We start from the raw sequence: 16,619 nt of genomic DNA on the forward strand, positions 1-16,619 counted from the left end.
TTTCCATTAATTTAAACAGGCTTCAAGAGGACAATATTCATACCCGAGATCTTGCGCAACCGGTTGATAAGTCACATTGCCTTGATATAGATTTACACCCTGTCTTAAATAAGCATTTTCTAACAAAGCTGTTTTGATTCCTTTATTCGCCAATTCAAGCGTGTATTCCATTGTCGCATTTGTCAATGCACGCGTCGATGTCGCAGCACAGGCTCCTGGCATATTTGTCACACAGTAGTGCACCACTCCATCAATGACATATGTCGGATTTGCATGCGTCGTCGGAACTGCTGTTTCAAAACACCCGCCCTGGTCAATCGCAACATCCACGATCACAGAACCTGCAGACATATTCGCTACCATTTCTTTCGAAACGAGACGAGGCGCTTTTTTGCCTGGAATCAGAACGGCTCCAATCGCTAAATCTGCTTTAGCCAAACTTTCAGCAATCGCTGTTGGCGTAGAATACAGCGTCACTAAGCGCGGACCAAAAAGGGCATCAAGCTGTCTTAAGCGATTCAAATCTCTATCGATAATTGTCACTTGAGCACCCAATCCCATCGCCATGCGGGCCGCTTCAGTTCCCACAACGCCACCACCTAGCACGACTACATGTGCAGGAGCGACACCAGGAACACCACCTAAAAGGACTCCTTTCCCACCATTATTCAGCTGCAATGCGACAGCGCCCACTTGAATCGCAATTCTACCTGCAATTTCACTCATGGGAACTAATAAAGGAAGACGACCATGCGAATCTGTGATGGTTTCGTAAGCAATTGCAATCACTTTTCTTTCGATAAGTTGACGTGTTTGTACGGGGTCTGGAGCCAAGTGTAGATAGCAAAAAAGAGTTTGTCCTTCATGCATGAGAGCGAATTCAGAATCTTGGGGTTCTTTAACTTTAATCACAAGTTCGCTTTGAAATACTTTAGCAGCTGTTGGAACAATTTGTGCTCCTGCAGCCTCGTAATCACTATTACTAAAACCGACTTGCTCTCCTGCACCCTCTTGGACTAAAATTGTGTGTCCACAATCTTTTAATCTTTTTACGTTAGCAGGAGTCAATCCTACGCGATATTCGTGATTTTTTACTTCTTTTGGCACTCCAATAATCATACGTCTACTCAAATGTCATCAATTAGAAATGTTTGCTTTTTTCGTAAACCAAAATTGTAGGTGACCTGACGGTTTACTTCCACTTAAATTCTTCTGTTTAGGGAAAAGAGAGTGATTTTCGCATTAAAAAAATTTGATTTAAAAAATGAAATTTGATAAAACTAACTAGTCAAAAATATTCTCAGATTTGCAATGTTTTGTGTAAATACGCTCTTTCACGCTAAGCCTGGAATACCGTTCGGGGAACTGCCACTCGAAACTGAAGAATTGGTACTAACGATGAAGCAAAAAAACAATCATTAAAATCTGGTTTTTCTCACGGACTAGCACATAAGCTTTTTGGCGACAAAAACAGAGCGTAAATATTTTAATTTATATACTATGTTTACTTGAACAATCTTGATTGCTAGTAAGATGATTTTATTAAATTATAGCTTCTAAGTGTGGTTGCTAAATTGCCGTCATTAGGTTCTCAAAAAAAATACAACTCAAAGGAGTCTAGCATGGTAAAGAAAGAAATGAAGAGAGTGGCAAAAATAAAAAATTATTTTAAACATATAAAAAAGTGATTCATATGAGCTCTGAAATGAAATTAACATTAATTAAATTTGTGCTTGCGCCTCTCGTATTTGGTTGGGCAATAAATGTGTGTATTTTTTCGTTTTTATATTCGCTTGGATTCAATTTTGACTGGAAGGTTAAATTAAAATGTTTTATACCAATTACTTTTCTCGTAATACTTTTTGTAACGCTTGTTCGTATATCGCTTTGCTAGCTTTTACAACAATATCAATAACGCCTTTATATTCATATGAAGGTGAACAACTTTCGAAAGGATTTATAAAAAAATTAGATCCCACAAGAAAATTAAAAAAACTTATAAAAGAATTAGAATCTTTTTCCACCATTATTCAGCTGCAATGCGACAGCGCCCACTTGAATCGCAATTCTACCTGCAATTTCACTTGGAACTAATAAAGGAAGACGACCATGCGAATCTGTGATGGTTTCGTAAGCAATTGCAGTCACTTTTCTTTCGATAAGATGACGTGTTTGTACGGGGTCTGGAGCCAAGTGTAGATAGCAAAAAAGCGTTTGTCCTTCATGCATGAGAGCGAATTCAGAATCTTGGAGTTCTTTAACTTTAATCTTTTTACGTTAGCAGGAGTCAATCCTACGCGATATTCGTGATTTTTTACTTCTTTTGGCACTCCAATAATCATACGTCTACTCAAATGTCATCAATTAGAAATGTTTGCTTTTTTCGTAAACCAAAATTGTAGATGACCTGACGGTTTACTTCCACTTAAATTCTTCTGTTTAGGGAAAAGAGAGTGATTTTCGTATTAAAAAAATTTGATTTAAAAAATGGACTTTGATAAAAATACCTAGTCAAAAATATTCTCAGATTTGCAATGTTTTGTGTAAATACGCTCTTTTACGCTAAGCCTGGAATACCGTTCGGGGAACTGCCACTCGAAACTGAAGAATTGGTACTAACGATGAAGCAAAAAAACAATCATTAAAATCTGGTTTTTCTCACGGACAAGCACATAAGCTTTTTGGCGACAAAAACAGAGCGTAAATATTTTAATTTACATACTATGTTTACTTGAACAATCTTGATTGCTAGTAAGATGATTTTATTAAATTATGGCTTCTAAGCGTGGTTGCTAAATTGCCGTCATTAGGTTCTCAAAAAAAATATAACTCAAAGGAGTCTAGCATGGTAAAGAAAGAAATGAAGAGAGCGGCAAAAATAAAAAATTATTTTAAACATATAAAAAAGTGGTTCATATGAGCTTTGAAATGATGTTCACAATATTTAAATTTGTGCTTGCCCCTATCATGTATGGTTGGGTAATAAATGGATGTATTTTTTTATTTTTATATTCACTTGGATTTAATTTTGACAAAAAGGCTAAATTAAAATGTTTTATTCCCGTAACCCTCCTCGTATTAGTTTTTATTACACTTGTTCGTATATCGCTTTGTTAGCTTTTATGACAATATCAACAATGCCTTTATATTCATATGAAGGTGAACAACTTTCGAAAGGATTTATAAAAAAATTAGATCCCACAAGAAAATTAAAAAAACTTATAAAAGAATTAGAATCTTTTTCCAACAAAACAAGTGTTGAAGATCTTAAGGATTTTATACAATCATTTAAGTCCTTTGCAGAAGAGCAAACAGGAACGCGCATTTCATCAGACGATTTGTATCATCTATTTAGAAATAAAGTAGCTGAATTAAAGCTTCCGATCGACCCAAGAAATTATAAATTTTTATTTAAAAAAAAGCATAAGGGCTTGATCGAGAAAAAGCATAAAAATGATGAACAAATTTACATTAACTCATATATTGTTGTGGGCTGTGTTTTTATTGCTTGTGCCCCTCTTGTTGGTGTTATCGGCCTCGCAGCGCCCATTGCGGCCCCATTTTGCTATACTACTGCCACTGCCATAGCTTCAACAGGTATGGGCATGATAATGAATGGACTTTGCGACGACAACAATAAGAATAGGAAAAATTTATTCTTTTTATGCGTAGACAAATTCAACAAAGCAGGCACTAAAGAAGAAGCGAAAAGAATTTATATTTCTCCAAGCCAATTCTCGAGTACTCCAGAAGGCGTTTTTGTTGATATAGAGGAAATGCCATACCTGATATCAATCGATAGTTTATCGTACGACGATTTAGATTTTACTATTATGATCAACGATTCTGAATATCAATAGTTAAGGAAAACAGTCTCGGGCGGTTACAGAAAATAACCGCCTACTCAGGAGCCGAATTCAATGCCAATGGCCATCTCACTCCCTTTCTAAGCCTATAGTTTATTTTAAGATGGAAGTTTCAGTTTTCATCAATTTATTCGCATAAAAATCTTTCTTTAGCTTTAAGTAAACTGCTAACGTCTCATCCAAAGGAAACTCTCAATAGTCCTGAGATAGACGTGAATAAAATTGAATAACGTCCCCTTCATTTTCCTGTGAAATTTCAGCCCATTCGCTGGTTATAATAAATTTTCCACACACATTTTTCACGATCAGGCAAGCGAGCGATAACAATTCTAAATTTATCTTCTTCTAACATCATGGCTCTAAGTTGCCTTTTGTTAAAAATCTTGCCCTTATATCTTCTGGAATCATCAAGGATTCTTCCAAAACTTCTCTGTGACCTCATGGCTGATAGCACTATTTGGTGTGTTAAAATTTCGTCTAAACAATTTTGTCCCTAAATGTTTAAAGTAGTCGCCTTGTCGTTCACTTAGGAAAAAGTTACCTGGACGAGAACCTTGTTTTTGCAATGCTTTACCTGCTTTCGTCAAAGAATTCCGATCTAAAACTTGCCCAGCTTTAGATCAAGATTACATTTCTCTTCTCCAGCAAGAAAAAAATTCTCTTTTATTGCTGAGGGACAATTTTAGACTAGTGCCCATTTTGTAAAATCTAAGACTTTACCAAGAAAATAGAGTTATTATGTGTATGAAAACCTAATACAACGTTCCTACGCCTAATTTTAGCTCATGTAAGTTTCCAACCTATGGACAACGGCATGAACCGCATGTTGTATATTCAGTAGGCCCACATCTTACGCAAGTTTGACCACGGTTTGTCTGGCAGCCCCTACTACATCTACCAGTCCCAGTGCAATTCCAAGTGCCTCCTGTCTCTACTAAATGTAAATCATTTACCGTTTCCTTGATACGTAGATCAAGATCATAAAGATCTTCTTCATCTTTTCTATATTTTTTTTGACTCTTAGAATTTTCGGTATTTTTGAGTTTTGAATCATCATTAAGATCAAAAAAATCCACTCCATTCCTACTATTAATTTTCATCTAAACCTCCAACGATTAAAGTTGTCTTCATCATGAAATATATATGTCCTTAAAACTCTATGAAAAACAGCTGATGTTTAAAACCTTTAGCTAATATGTGAAGTTTTAAGACAGCATTTTAGCGCATGCTCACAAAAAAGACGTAATCGAGTCTCCTGTGAATTATCGCATCCTAATCTATTACAATGCATATGAATCATATGACTATAAATTTCCAATAAACGAGAATTCTCAATATGTTGCGCCTTAGAAAGAAACTGATTTTGAGCGGGAATCCGAATCATTGCAAATTTGTTAACCACGCTACAAATACCTTCTTCTGGCTGATTAGGATCTTCTAAAGCAGGAATCAATTTTAACAATTGATTTTTATATTCTCTGAATCCTTTGAGAAGTTTCTGATCCTGTCTAGCATTACCAAGAACGTCTATTTTTGTTTGCAAATCAAGTCCAAAACCATTAAGAAAACTTACAATGCTTAGTATGTGACACACTGTTTCTAAAGTATCTTCTTTTTTCTCAAAATATTTTAAAAGGCCGGTCACAGCAAGAGAATCAACGCAAAATAAAGATTCCACAGCGTCCATCACATCCTCACCACCATACCTTTCTACTTCTCTTTCGTAGCTATCCAACATAATTTTTTTTATCAATCCCTGTTCCATCCATTGTATACCGATTGGATGAAGCCAAGATAAAATCAAACCATAATAGTGAATGTCTTCAATACGAAGTCGAAAACGTAAATGTCTCTCAGGATCTTGGTAACGAACAAAAAACCAATCATTTATTGAAATGAATTCATTTAAATGTTCAATGAAAGGGATAAATTTGTTTAATAAAAAATTGTTTTCTTGCTCTTCTGATAAATAAACTTTAATATACATCCATTGACTTCCAGGAAGCATCCATCTACTTTTCACTGTCTCAAAAGCCTGCGGAGTTCTCGTATTCTCCGGATAGGGATAGATAGAATTCTTAATAAATGGAACAACAAATTCACCCGAATGGCTTCCTGATTCACTTTTGAGCCATTCAGATGTAATTTCCTCCATTAATTGCAATGATTCCCCCCTTTTTAGTCTAGTAGCGATCTCATTCAGATGAGCAGGATGCTTTGATGTTAACAAAAGGTGTTGATCGCCCTCGGTCATCAAAAATCGATCGGGTAACTTCCACTGTTCGGCCCAGGCTAAGAATTTGACTTTTATGATATCTAAGGAATCTTTCAAAAAGGAAGAAGCGTCTAAATTCCATTTCGCAGGCGATAGAATGCATAATCCCATCCGTACCCGCGGTAAAAAAACAGCCTTTTCTTCCAAACCAGCCCAATAAAATGGGTATAACAATAGATGACGGGATAAAGTAATTTCTCTTATTAATCTTATAGATTCAGGGGCTTGAATATAGCTTAAGACATTTCCTGATCTAGCAAGAATTTCTTCTTTCCCATCTTTTAAAGTGATATAAAATCGTTCATGTGTTGTTCCAATATAGAGATCTTCCAAGCCTAAAATGGAATTGTCTTTGTTATCTATTTCGAGAGAATATTCTCTTAAGCATGGATGGACAGATACATTTGCATTTCTGACGTGTGAAGGCCAGTATGACACTTCAACAACTTTAGCACTTTTCTCTAAATGTTTTTCAGCTTTTGCCAATTTGGATAACTCATGTTGAATTTCCGGGTTGAAAAGATCCCAAAAACGGCCAAAAGTGCTACCTCCACTCCATGTACAATCTGAAAGGTAGAGTTGATAATTTCCTCGATTTATCTCTTCTATGGATTGAGCTTGAATTTTGAAAAAAAGATCGAAAGATGATAGGGCTTTACAAGGATCTGGTAATTCTTCTTCTACCAACTCGAATAGAGAATTTAGCCACTCTTCAGTTAGCACAATCTCCTTTTGATGATTCAGCATGGATTCTTGCCATTTTTTATTGAGGCATTTTTCCCATTGTTGAGAAAATTTATCAAAAACTGACTTTTCATCAATTTGTGGATAAGTAAGAAAAGATCCTAATCCTTTTTCTTCACTTAGCAATTCCTTAAGTGGTACGATTCTGTGTAGACCGAACTTTTCAATAAATTTCTTTCGATAGGCCTCTAACGAAGTAAATTGAGAAGAACGGCTTGCGGAAATTTTCCAAAGGAATGTCACTGCTTGTTGCAATTTTAGCAATATCTCATTCGATAAATAAATAGGCGTTCCCTTATAGCTTGCATCTACATGTAATGGAGATTGGATAGGAACCACCGCATCCATACTTTTTCTTAAGTTCTGCAATGATAATTCTCCACTTCCCAGTGATGTTGATTGATAATCAGAAAGTTTAGTTTCCAATTCATTCATCCATACAGCATTTGGAAGAAATTTCATCAATTCCTTGAAAGGAGAATCGCTTAGCAAAGAAGGCAAAATTCCAGGCAAAAGGATTTGGTGCGACAATAATTTCTTGATGACTTCAAACGTCTTTTCTTTATTTAGATTGGGTAGCACTTCAAGTAATTTTTCCCATAACTGATCAATGGACAAGCGGCTCTTAGCCATTTCGAAAATGGTAATTACTAAACGATTAGCATATAAAGAAATTGTTTTTGGTGTTTGTATTTTTTTATCTTTAATGAAACGAAAATATTTTAAAAAAAGACGATCACCCTTCAAGTCTACTAAACTATTGCTTTGTACTAAAAGAGCTGAGAAATCCGAATTTTCCCGATAAAACTTTTTGACAAGAGCATAAATCCATTCCATATCTGGCCTGGCTCTTCTATAAACCTTTGTTAGGTCTAAAGATCCTCTTGTTTCTTCATCCCAATAACCTGCTGTGACAAAGGAGAACAATCCAAATGGAGTTGCTCTGCTAGCCATACGATTTATATAATTTTGTAAACTTCTACACACTTGTGTAGGATTTTTTAATGGTCGTTTTTGTAGAGCTTGATATAAAGAGTGAGATGCAATGCTAATAGCCTCTCTAAACAATTCATCATTATCAAATTTGCTTAGAACAGCATTTATCCAATTGTCTTCTAGATGCATGGATTCTAATTCATCTATTGACCAGAATGGAACTCTCAATAAAAAAAATGAAGCGGGGATAAATAGGGGTTCATTCATGAATTAAAAGTGGAAGTTTCCATGTTGAGTGTTCTTGTGATAATGGTAGCAAACTTAAAATCGCTCCTACGCTTCCCTCTAAATATCCTATCTTATCTAATTCGATTTGGCCTCCTCGACGACAAGGCTCAATATCTTTGAAGCCAAAAGCAGCCTCTTGTTGATAAGCAGAATATAAGAGAAACTTTAATTTTTCAATTTCTTCAAATAAATCCTCACCATCCTCTTCATTTGCCATTTCTTGAGTTATTGCTAATAGACCTGCGATACCATGGCATAGTATTGGTGATGGAATCTCCCATTGTTCGAAAGAACGTCGAAAAATCCCCTGGAATGCTTTTTTAGCTAATAATTTTAGCCCCTGATCTCCAAGGGCTTTCCCTGCTAAATAAAGTGATCGGGCAACCCCAGGCGTTCCATAGCACCAAGCATCTCTAGAAGGTACACTAGGTTCATCATATTCATTTACTTCTTCTTCAAAAGAAACATAAAATGGCCAAATCATAGATTCATTAAATACAAAACTCTTTGCTTGTAACCAATTAGCAATGATGTTGATCGCATCCTTTTGCCCCTCTACTTCAATTCCCCTTATAGAAGCAATAGATAAATACGCTAAAATACCAGTCACGCCATGGGCTAAACCTAAATTGAAATTTCCCTTCGACAATCCATCCTGAACACGATAATTAAGAGGATCTTGCCCTGATACATACCAACCAGGAACTTTTTTCCCCTCAACTTTGATGGGCCGGACTAGATCAATCAGCACCTTAATAATCTTAATAGTGCAATCCATTGCTTCCTGGGAGGTATTTTCCAAAATATAGCGCCCAATACCAGTAATTCCCTGTATGGGGTCATAAAGTTTAACCATAACAGGAGTCTCATTAGAGAGACATATACGAATCGGTTCTAAATATTGTTTCTCAATCCTTCTTAATAAGTATTCATCTAAAGTCTTTAGCATTTTTTGATAACGCATTCTCTTACATGACGCAAGATGTAAAGAAAAACAAATTCCAGCAATACCGTTATAAAGAGATAAATCTGGATTTAAACCTTGAGATTCAATTGTTTCTTTAATCCTTAAAACATATTGATGAACGACATCATCGGCATTTATGAGGTTATGGCCATTGAGCTCGGCGAAAAGAATTAACAACCCAGGATATCCTTCAGCCAAGGAAAGAGGATTCCAAATTCTTTCAAACGGCCAGTATGGATCGGGATTTTGAGATTTTTGATCGAGCATAACCCCTTTCACCCGATCAGGATCTGTCATGTTTTCTATAGATCTAATTAAACGCTGATCTATTTCTTTTATCTGAAGGATTTCCAACATTACAAATATAATTTCATGTAGTTTATTTAAATTTAAGATTTAGCAATTACAAGCACTTCCTGTAGCATCTGTAATGTGGCAAGGACAGACGCTTGCAGCGCAGGTTCCGCAAGTATACGTACTTAATGTCTGCTGATGCGGTTGAAGCTTTTGTTCACTAATTTTAATGTCTAAATCATAGAAATCTTCTACCTTCTCTTCAGGGACGATCAATTGTTTTTTTTCTTGTGGTTCAATAGGTATAAATTGTTGAAAGTTTCTAGTAATTTCCATACGGTTTCCATCCATTTAAATTTTTCAGTTAATTTATGCGTTAGCTTTCTTCCCGTCAACTCCTTTCTGGAACTCATGATTGTACAATATTTTAACAATACCTCTATAATATAGTATGGACAAGTAATGCTGTACCACTCACTATCATTGATTTACAAAATGAGTGCATTTTTTAGAACAAGAATCACCCGGTTCGTAATCATAGACTACAAAAAGAATTACAGAGTCATCAATGAAGGGGAAAAAACATTTTCCCATACTAAGGAAATATGATTCATTCTGGAATGGAATGAAATAAAACATATGCATGAGAAAACGCATCTGATTTTTACGGCCTAAATGGACAAATTTGCATATATTCTTCCCTCAAACCTGCTGTAGCAAACATAAAAATTTCTTACGATCCCCCTAAACATGCCTCCGAAGGTAAGTAGAATTCCCAGGCCAACTTTTGAATTTATTTCCGTAAATAACCAAATAAAAAATATTCACCATTAGATAGAGTCAAAAAATTTGATTAAAAAAAGGACCTTTGATAAAACTCTTTAGTCAAAATTATTTTAGGAGAGAGCATGAAAACAAGCATTCACAAATGGCTCTACGCAATCCTTTTTGCGATGTGTTGTGTCAATATGCTCTTGTTCGCCAAACCCTCACCCCAACTTGGTGCCAACGTTTCTGTGGATGATCGACAATGGGTTTTATGCGATCCAATTCTGCCTCATGAGCAGGAAACGATTTGGTTAATGCCTGAAGACGGATCTTTCGAACGCAAGGAATTTATCCGCATTAAATTTTACCCTCCTTATACCCGTTTTAAAGAGATCTCTCTTGTAATTGAACACCCCGAAAAGTGCCGAATTTATGCTGCAGAAAAACAAAAGAACAGAATTCTTTCTGCCGCTTATTTTCCTCATAATGACAACTTTGATATTTGCCTGATTTTTAAGGGGAAAAAGCAAATTTACGAAATCCATTATTCCGTTCCAGCCAAATCTATTTCCGAAGAAGAACGCCATCAATGGATCGATCGTTTTAAACACATCGAGGAAGCTTCCACGATTTCTTCAGAGGGGCTCATCATTAATCAAATAGTAGCCATCCGGAATAACGTGCCTTTAGATCTGCCCAAACAGGAAACCTTCCATCACCCTGTCCAGAACTTGTCCATTGCTTTGCCAAAATCCTGGATATTTTTTGAGCAAGTTGAGGAGACCGAAAGATTCCCCGGAGAATTGCAGCAAATCTCATATGCCGTTTTTGGCCGTAAAGATTTGCTGATCCACGGCAATATTGCCATTACAAAACTTCCCCAAAAAATCTCATATGAACAAATGGAAAAAAACTGGAAATATACCCTTCATGTTTTAAAGAAAGAGGGTTTAAATGTGTTGGCCGAAGGTTCTATTACGTCTATTGATGGCCTAAAAGGGAAGTTTATCGTTTCAACAATTGGAGATGATATCGTCAGTAAGTCTTTTTACATGGTCGATGACCAACAGTACAGGGTAGAAATTTTTACTCACTCCAAAAATTTCAAAACCGTTCGAGAAGATATTTTCCGTTATTTAAAAAATTTTTCAGTCAACAAATTGGATCTTTCTTATCAAGTTAAAAAGTTGATTTAAAAATATGTAATACGCTACAACCCATAAATCTCAAAAACCTCTTAAACAATGAGGAAATGATGTTTTATTTCAGAAGTTTATTCTCTCTTGCCCTTCTCACTTCCCTATTCATCTGTTCACAAAGTCATGCTTTTACCCGTCGCCCTCCTCCAGGGGTCACTTTCCCTATTGATAATCGCACATGGGTCCTCAACGATTCTATCCTTCCCTATGGACAAGAAGAAATTTGGTTAATGCCCGAAGAGAATGCAAAAAATCATGACGAGTTCATTACAGTCAAGTTCTATTCTCAGCAATCTCACATGCGAGACCTAACTGTTAAAACAAAATTTTCGGAAGGGTCTGAAGAATATACGAATCAACGTTCAAAAAATAAAATCCTCATTGCTGTCCACAATAGCCTTGACGATCGTTTTTCTATGGTCTGCTATCTCCAGGGAAGAAAATATTTGTACGAAGTCATGTACACCTGTCCTGCAGAGCATATTTCAGATGCAGATCGACGTCTTTGGATTGAGCGTTTTGAAAAATTAAAAGAGGCTCCTATGATAGCGGATCCCGATTGGTTAGTTGTTAAGCCTTCTAACGTCATGTTGAATGAAGAAAAAGTTAATATTTGCCTCAATACACAGCTTTACAATAATGCTTTAATGGACTTTTCTCTGCAGCTACCAAAATCGTGGAGAATTGCCGAAAAGAAAAGTGACGTTCCTCACACCTCAAATATATTTGGTTTAAAAAACCAAAGCTGTGCTTTTTTCTCCAGATTGGACAGCCTAGTTTTTGGCAGCGTCTCTGCTATCCCAATCTCCAATGAGTCTGGGGAAAAGATTCAAGATATTTGGGAAGAGGTTCTAGCATCCCTAAAAAATGATGGCATTAATGTGGTTGCCGAAGGACCGATTAAGACATATAGCGGTCTCAAGGGCAATTTTCTCATCATCCGAGGCGACGATGACCTCGTTTGTTGGACAGCCGCATTTACAGGAAATAATAAGAATTATCTTGTGGGAGCATGGACACACAGCAAAAATTTTAATGCAGTAGGGAAGGATGTCTACCAGATTTTACGGAACTTTTCTTTAAATGGCCCACTCCTGTAATCTGTTCTTCTAGGTGGCCAAAATGGCCATCTCTTTATCATGGGATGACATTATGTGCGCAAAAAACAAAATTCGGTGCCAATGGGTCACAGAAGGCCAAGCCTTGTATGAAAATTATCATGACACAGAATGGGGTGTTCCTGTCCATGATGATTATAAACACTTTGAATTTCTCATCTTAGAAGGGGCTCAAGCTGGACTGAGCTGGATAACTATTCTCAAAAGACGTGAGGGCTATCGTAAAGCTTTTGCAAACTTTGATCCTAAAAAGGTTGCTGCTTTTGGAGAAGACAAAATCGCCGCTTTAATGCTGGATGAGGGTATTATTCGAAATAAACTCAAAATCCAATCAGCTGTAACTAATGCCAAGCTGTTTTTGGATATCCAAAAAGAATTCGGTTCATTCGATGCCTATGTGTGGCAATTCGTTGGAGGCTCCCCTCTTCAAAATCGCAGAACGTCCATCCGCGATGTCCCCGCTGAAACACCGGAATCCCAAGCTCTAAGTCGTGATTTGCGCAAAAGAGGCTTTAAATTTGTGGGCCCTACGGTGATGTATGCCCACATGCAAGCAACCGGTCTTGTTAATGACCACACGATCGATTGCTTTCGATATTCTCAACTATGCTCGTAGTGATCTTTTAACAAGAGATCTTCGAAAGAAAATTCGACTTCTCCGATTAAACGAAAAATCCCCGCTAAGTTAATGGTTAACAGGAATGCACCGGCTGCGCGCATCACTAAAAGGGCCACTGTTTGGTCAAAGAATGCAAAAAATGTGAATACGCAAACGCTGTAGATTAAATACAGCCGTGCCCCTTTTTCTGGATGAAGATAACGTGCACATTTAATGCCCACGATTAAAAATGACACTAAAGTGGTATAACCCAAAATACAGATAAAAACAGGCATAATCATTGAAATCCACGGAAAATATTGAGCTAATGCCAATTGCACCAAAGGAGCTCCTTCGCCCGTTAGAGGGAGTGACCATAAACCTGTTACCAAAACTACTAATATACTCAGCGTGCAAATCAAGTTGTTTAGAACAACTCCAAAAAATGCCATTCTTGCCTGTCGCTCTGGATAAATGGTATGTGATTCACTTTGGATGATCGAGTCATATCCGATCCCAATATCTGATGCATAACAAGCCCCTGCCATCCCATTTTGGATGGCCATTAACATTGAGCTACCCGCAAAACCTCCGATTGCCGCATGCCCATCAAAAGCCGCATGCATGACCATCGAAAAAATAGAGGGAAGCTCTGAAAAATGGGAAAAAATAACCCACAAACATAAGCTCATGTAAACAATCATAAAAAAAGGCATGACCCAGCAGCACACTTCAGCTGCACGCGAAGCTCCCCCGATACTTGTGTATAAAACCAATCCAAGAAGACCCAAGGCGATGAACATGCGATTGAATCCCCAAGAATATGTCAACGTATCTACAACCACATTAAATTGATAAATCTCCGCTCCATAAATACATAAAAGCACACAAATAAGCATGGGAACCCATCGAACAGCAAATGCTTTTTTAAGAAAGTACATCGGCCCTCCATCGTAACCGCCATAAGTGTTTTGAACGCGATATTTAAGTCCTAAATAAATCTCAGCATATTTGATTAAAGTTCCAATGAATCCCGCTAACCAAACCCAAAATAATGCACCAGGGCCGCCTAATTGAATCGCCGTGACAATGCTGACAATGTTGCCCACTCCAAGCATTCCTCCAATCGAAGCAAAAAATGCTTTAATCGGTTTTAAGCCTCTATCTTGATCATTTTTTTGGAGAATTTCTTGTGCAAATGTTTGCACCACCAAAGGGAACGCACGAATTTGGAAAAGCCCAGTTTTGATCGTCAAATAACATCCAAAAGCAGAAATAATAAAAAAACCAATATACCCCCAAAAGAAGGCATCAACATCCAAAAAAAATTGAAATAAATGGGAAAACATACCTATTCCGTAAAACTAAAAAAATAAAAATGAATATGCACATGCAAGTGGCATGCGAAAAATCAAAAAAATGCCCAGAAAGCCATCTGGTTCAAACAAACACAAAAAAGGGGAATTTATTTTCGTTTAGAAGCAACGAAAGAAGATTTACGTTTCAAAAACGTTGAGGAAGAGAGGAATTTTTGACCATTGGATTGCGAACGCAGTCGCCTAAGTAAAAGAGTAAACATGTTGACCTCACAACTTTGATTAAAGTGAATAATATTTTAGATGATTCTCTTTTTTAAAGAAATATTTTTTTATTTGACAAAGATTTAACTTGTTCATATAAAAATTTGTCATCGATTTCGCTTCAAAACATTTAAACTTTCCTAAATAGGGAGACCCTCATGGATAATTTTGATGCTGCTTCAAAAATCACAAATGAATTTCGAAAAAATCTTTTCAAAAAATATAATGCCTTTTCTAATTCACACAAACATCTAGGCCGCCTACTTGCATTTTCTGTAGCCATTCTTGATATCTCAGTTGAAACGGGAGCATCGCCACTAAGATCGATTCAATTTCTTGCTGTTGCGGCTATAAATTTAGCTAGAGCCCCATTTTCTCCAAAATATACTTTTAAAAATTCCATCAAATACTTCGAAAGATCGATGGTAGAGGCCGCCAATTTTCCGATTAAAGTCTTTCTGGCGCCTGCTAAAATCTTTTACCAGACAATTATAATAATGAAAGATCCAAGAAGAGCTTATTACTTCGATTATAAAAAACCTAAGTATCATAATGAATTTGCTCCATACAATCGAGAGCGATACAACAGTTCTCAACATGCATATGCTCATGCACAAAGTGCGCATAGCTACCACAACCAAAGCCAATATCCAAGTCCAAGCCAATCCTAATAATTCGTGGCGCTCAAAGATTTTTGAGCACCACTTCTGAATAGTTTTTGCAAAACTGCTGATTTCTCTGACTTTCATTATTTTTAAAAAAGGAGTCTTGTTTTTTTAGGAAGAGATGTATAGAATTTTTTTGCATTTATCGTTTAAAGGATTCAGCAATGGAAACAAACCTTGATCCCCCCTTACCTAGATTTCCTTGGAAAGATGAAGACTTGCTCCAACATCTCACCGATCTACCAACAGAGCTATTAGAGCATACTTTGAGTTTTTTACATCCAGGTCATCCTCTAAATTTAGAGCATGAAATACAAAAAGCCTATCATCTCATTAAAGAATCTGATCAAAGCCAATTAGATCATGAAGCAATTTCTAAAACTGTTACATGCATATGGAAACGGTTAAAAAAGTATCAAGCCATCACGTTGCTCTATAGACAAATACCCCAAATGGAAATGATTTGGGCCGCATTTGCACAAAAATTTCCCTTATTATTTGAAATTGAGCAACGTCTAAAAATTCGAAAATTAATTGCTGAAACGATTAGCCACGACATGCTGAATGATAAATGGCAGAGCCATCTTTGGTATCCATTAGTCTCTTTAAAGCGACCTTCAAAAAATGTATTTGGCACCGTTTGGAAAGATATTGATCCCTCTTTTGAAACAAGGCTATTAAAACCCATGGTTGATAAACTTCAAGATTTCATAGGGGCCCACATCTATTCTAAAACAAGGGAAGATCCTCAACCGTGTGATTGTTGCCAAAGCATGTCTAAAATAAATGTGGAGATAGATTTGGAAGCCCTTATTTTTAACCCTTTTGCGGATATGTCACTTCAGTCGATCTTATCTCAATCTGTGCCACCCGCAGAAGTCCACCCTATTCTGGTCGATAAAATCATCCAAATTATTCAAAATTGGCAATCTTTGCAAAAACTTTCCGAACCTTATAGCGCCTCGAAAGGAAATTTAAATCACTTTATTCGATTTTTACAAAACGAATTGCAAGCGCAGATAGATAAAATCCTTCAACTAAGACTTCCGACTGAGGTTATCCCCACTTGCACTGCAGATATTCCTGATGTTTTAAAAACACTGCAAAGTATCCAAATTTCCTCTACACCAGATTCTTCTATTGTTTCCCAAATAGGGGAATACCCTGCCTCTGCACATATTTGTGTTCTGATTAAAGTTCGAAATTTCAACGATAGGACAGACGAAATTTCTTGGGCAAATCCTCCTCATTGCCTAAAGGGGATCGTAGGCTTGGCCATCAAATTTCTCAACAAAGGCTATCATGTGAAGTTATCTTAATA

General features: G+C 36.7%; 12 protein-coding genes and 1 pseudogene. 6 read left to right on the plus strand and 7 right to left on the minus strand.

Features of this window, described 5'->3' with window-relative positions; all coding sequences use genetic code 11:
- Positions 1–6: 6 nt before the first annotated feature.
- Positions 7–1,119, minus strand: a complete 1,113-nt coding sequence (gene ald, locus AOM43_RS10840; protein WP_013924290.1) for an alanine dehydrogenase — start codon at positions 1,117–1,119, stop codon at positions 7–9.
- 900 nt (positions 1,120–2,019) lie between these two features.
- Positions 2,020–2,342: pseudogene (locus AOM43_RS14140) on the minus strand (alanine dehydrogenase); the annotation flags it as partial.
- A gap of 708 nt (positions 2,343–3,050) precedes the next feature.
- On the opposite strand from AOM43_RS14140, the gene AOM43_RS10855 reads away from it, so the two are divergent.
- Complete coding sequence (locus AOM43_RS10855) at positions 3,051–3,860, plus strand: hypothetical protein (protein ID WP_059360268.1); 810 nt, start codon at positions 3,051–3,053, stop codon at positions 3,858–3,860.
- 806 nt (positions 3,861–4,666) lie between these two features.
- Here AOM43_RS10855 and AOM43_RS10860 read toward each other — a convergent pair.
- From AOM43_RS10860 to AOM43_RS10875, 4 genes are all read right to left on the minus strand, one after another.
- Positions 4,667–4,966, minus strand: a complete 300-nt coding sequence (locus AOM43_RS10860) for a hypothetical protein (protein WP_013924282.1) — start codon at positions 4,964–4,966, stop codon at positions 4,667–4,669.
- A gap of 86 nt (positions 4,967–5,052) precedes the next feature.
- On the minus strand, positions 5,053–8,010 hold the full coding sequence (locus AOM43_RS10865; RefSeq protein ID WP_226987497.1) for a lantibiotic dehydratase: 2,958 nt from the start codon (positions 8,008–8,010) through the stop codon (positions 5,053–5,055).
- Positions 8,011–8,080: 70 nt separating this feature from the next.
- Positions 8,081–9,433, minus strand: coding sequence for a lanthionine synthetase C family protein (locus tag AOM43_RS10870; protein WP_059360272.1), 1,353 nt, complete (start codon positions 9,431–9,433; stop codon positions 8,081–8,083).
- A gap of 39 nt (positions 9,434–9,472) precedes the next feature.
- Complete coding sequence (locus tag AOM43_RS10875) at positions 9,473–9,706, minus strand: FDLD family class I lanthipeptide (RefSeq protein ID WP_226987498.1); 234 nt, start codon at positions 9,704–9,706, stop codon at positions 9,473–9,475.
- Positions 9,707–10,278: 572 nt separating this feature from the next.
- Between AOM43_RS10875 and AOM43_RS10880 the strand changes: the two genes are divergently transcribed.
- Genes AOM43_RS10880 through AOM43_RS10890 form a run of 3 tightly spaced genes read left to right on the plus strand, consistent with a single transcriptional unit; the run spans position 10,279 to position 13,071 of the window.
- Positions 10,279–11,334: a hypothetical protein gene (locus tag AOM43_RS10880; RefSeq protein ID WP_059360276.1), complete on the plus strand. Its 1,056-nt coding sequence runs from the start codon at positions 10,279–10,281 to the stop codon at positions 11,332–11,334.
- A gap of 59 nt (positions 11,335–11,393) precedes the next feature.
- Positions 11,394–12,437, plus strand: a complete 1,044-nt coding sequence (locus AOM43_RS10885) for a hypothetical protein (protein ID WP_006341157.1) — start codon at positions 11,394–11,396, stop codon at positions 12,435–12,437.
- 22 nt (positions 12,438–12,459) lie between these two features.
- On the plus strand, positions 12,460–13,071 hold the full coding sequence (locus AOM43_RS10890; protein ID WP_152618866.1) for a DNA-3-methyladenine glycosylase I: 612 nt from the start codon (positions 12,460–12,462) through the stop codon (positions 13,069–13,071).
- On the opposite strand, the gene AOM43_RS10895 is transcribed toward AOM43_RS10890, so the two are convergent.
- Entirely contained in the window at positions 13,056–14,402 is a 1,347-nt protein-coding gene (locus AOM43_RS10895; protein ID WP_006341155.1) for an amino acid carrier protein, read from the minus strand. The genes AOM43_RS10890 and AOM43_RS10895 overlap by 16 nt on opposite strands.
- 389 nt (positions 14,403–14,791) lie before the next feature.
- Here AOM43_RS10895 and AOM43_RS10900 point away from each other — a divergent pair, with 389 nt between their 5' ends.
- Both AOM43_RS10900 and AOM43_RS10905 read left to right on the plus strand, forming a co-directional pair.
- The gene (locus tag AOM43_RS10900; protein WP_059360278.1) at positions 14,792–15,304 is read left to right on the plus strand and encodes a hypothetical protein; all 513 of its coding nucleotides are present in this window, start codon (positions 14,792–14,794) and stop codon (positions 15,302–15,304) included.
- Between the two features lie 158 nt (positions 15,305–15,462).
- The gene (locus AOM43_RS10905) at positions 15,463–16,617 is read left to right on the plus strand and encodes a hypothetical protein (RefSeq protein ID WP_006341152.1); all 1,155 of its coding nucleotides are present in this window, start codon (positions 15,463–15,465) and stop codon (positions 16,615–16,617) included.
- Positions 16,618–16,619: the final 2 nt, after the last annotated feature.

This window comes from Parachlamydia acanthamoebae, from assembly GCF_000875975.1.
In the GTDB taxonomy this organism is placed as follows: Bacteria; Chlamydiota; Chlamydiia; order Chlamydiales; family Parachlamydiaceae; genus Parachlamydia; species Parachlamydia acanthamoebae.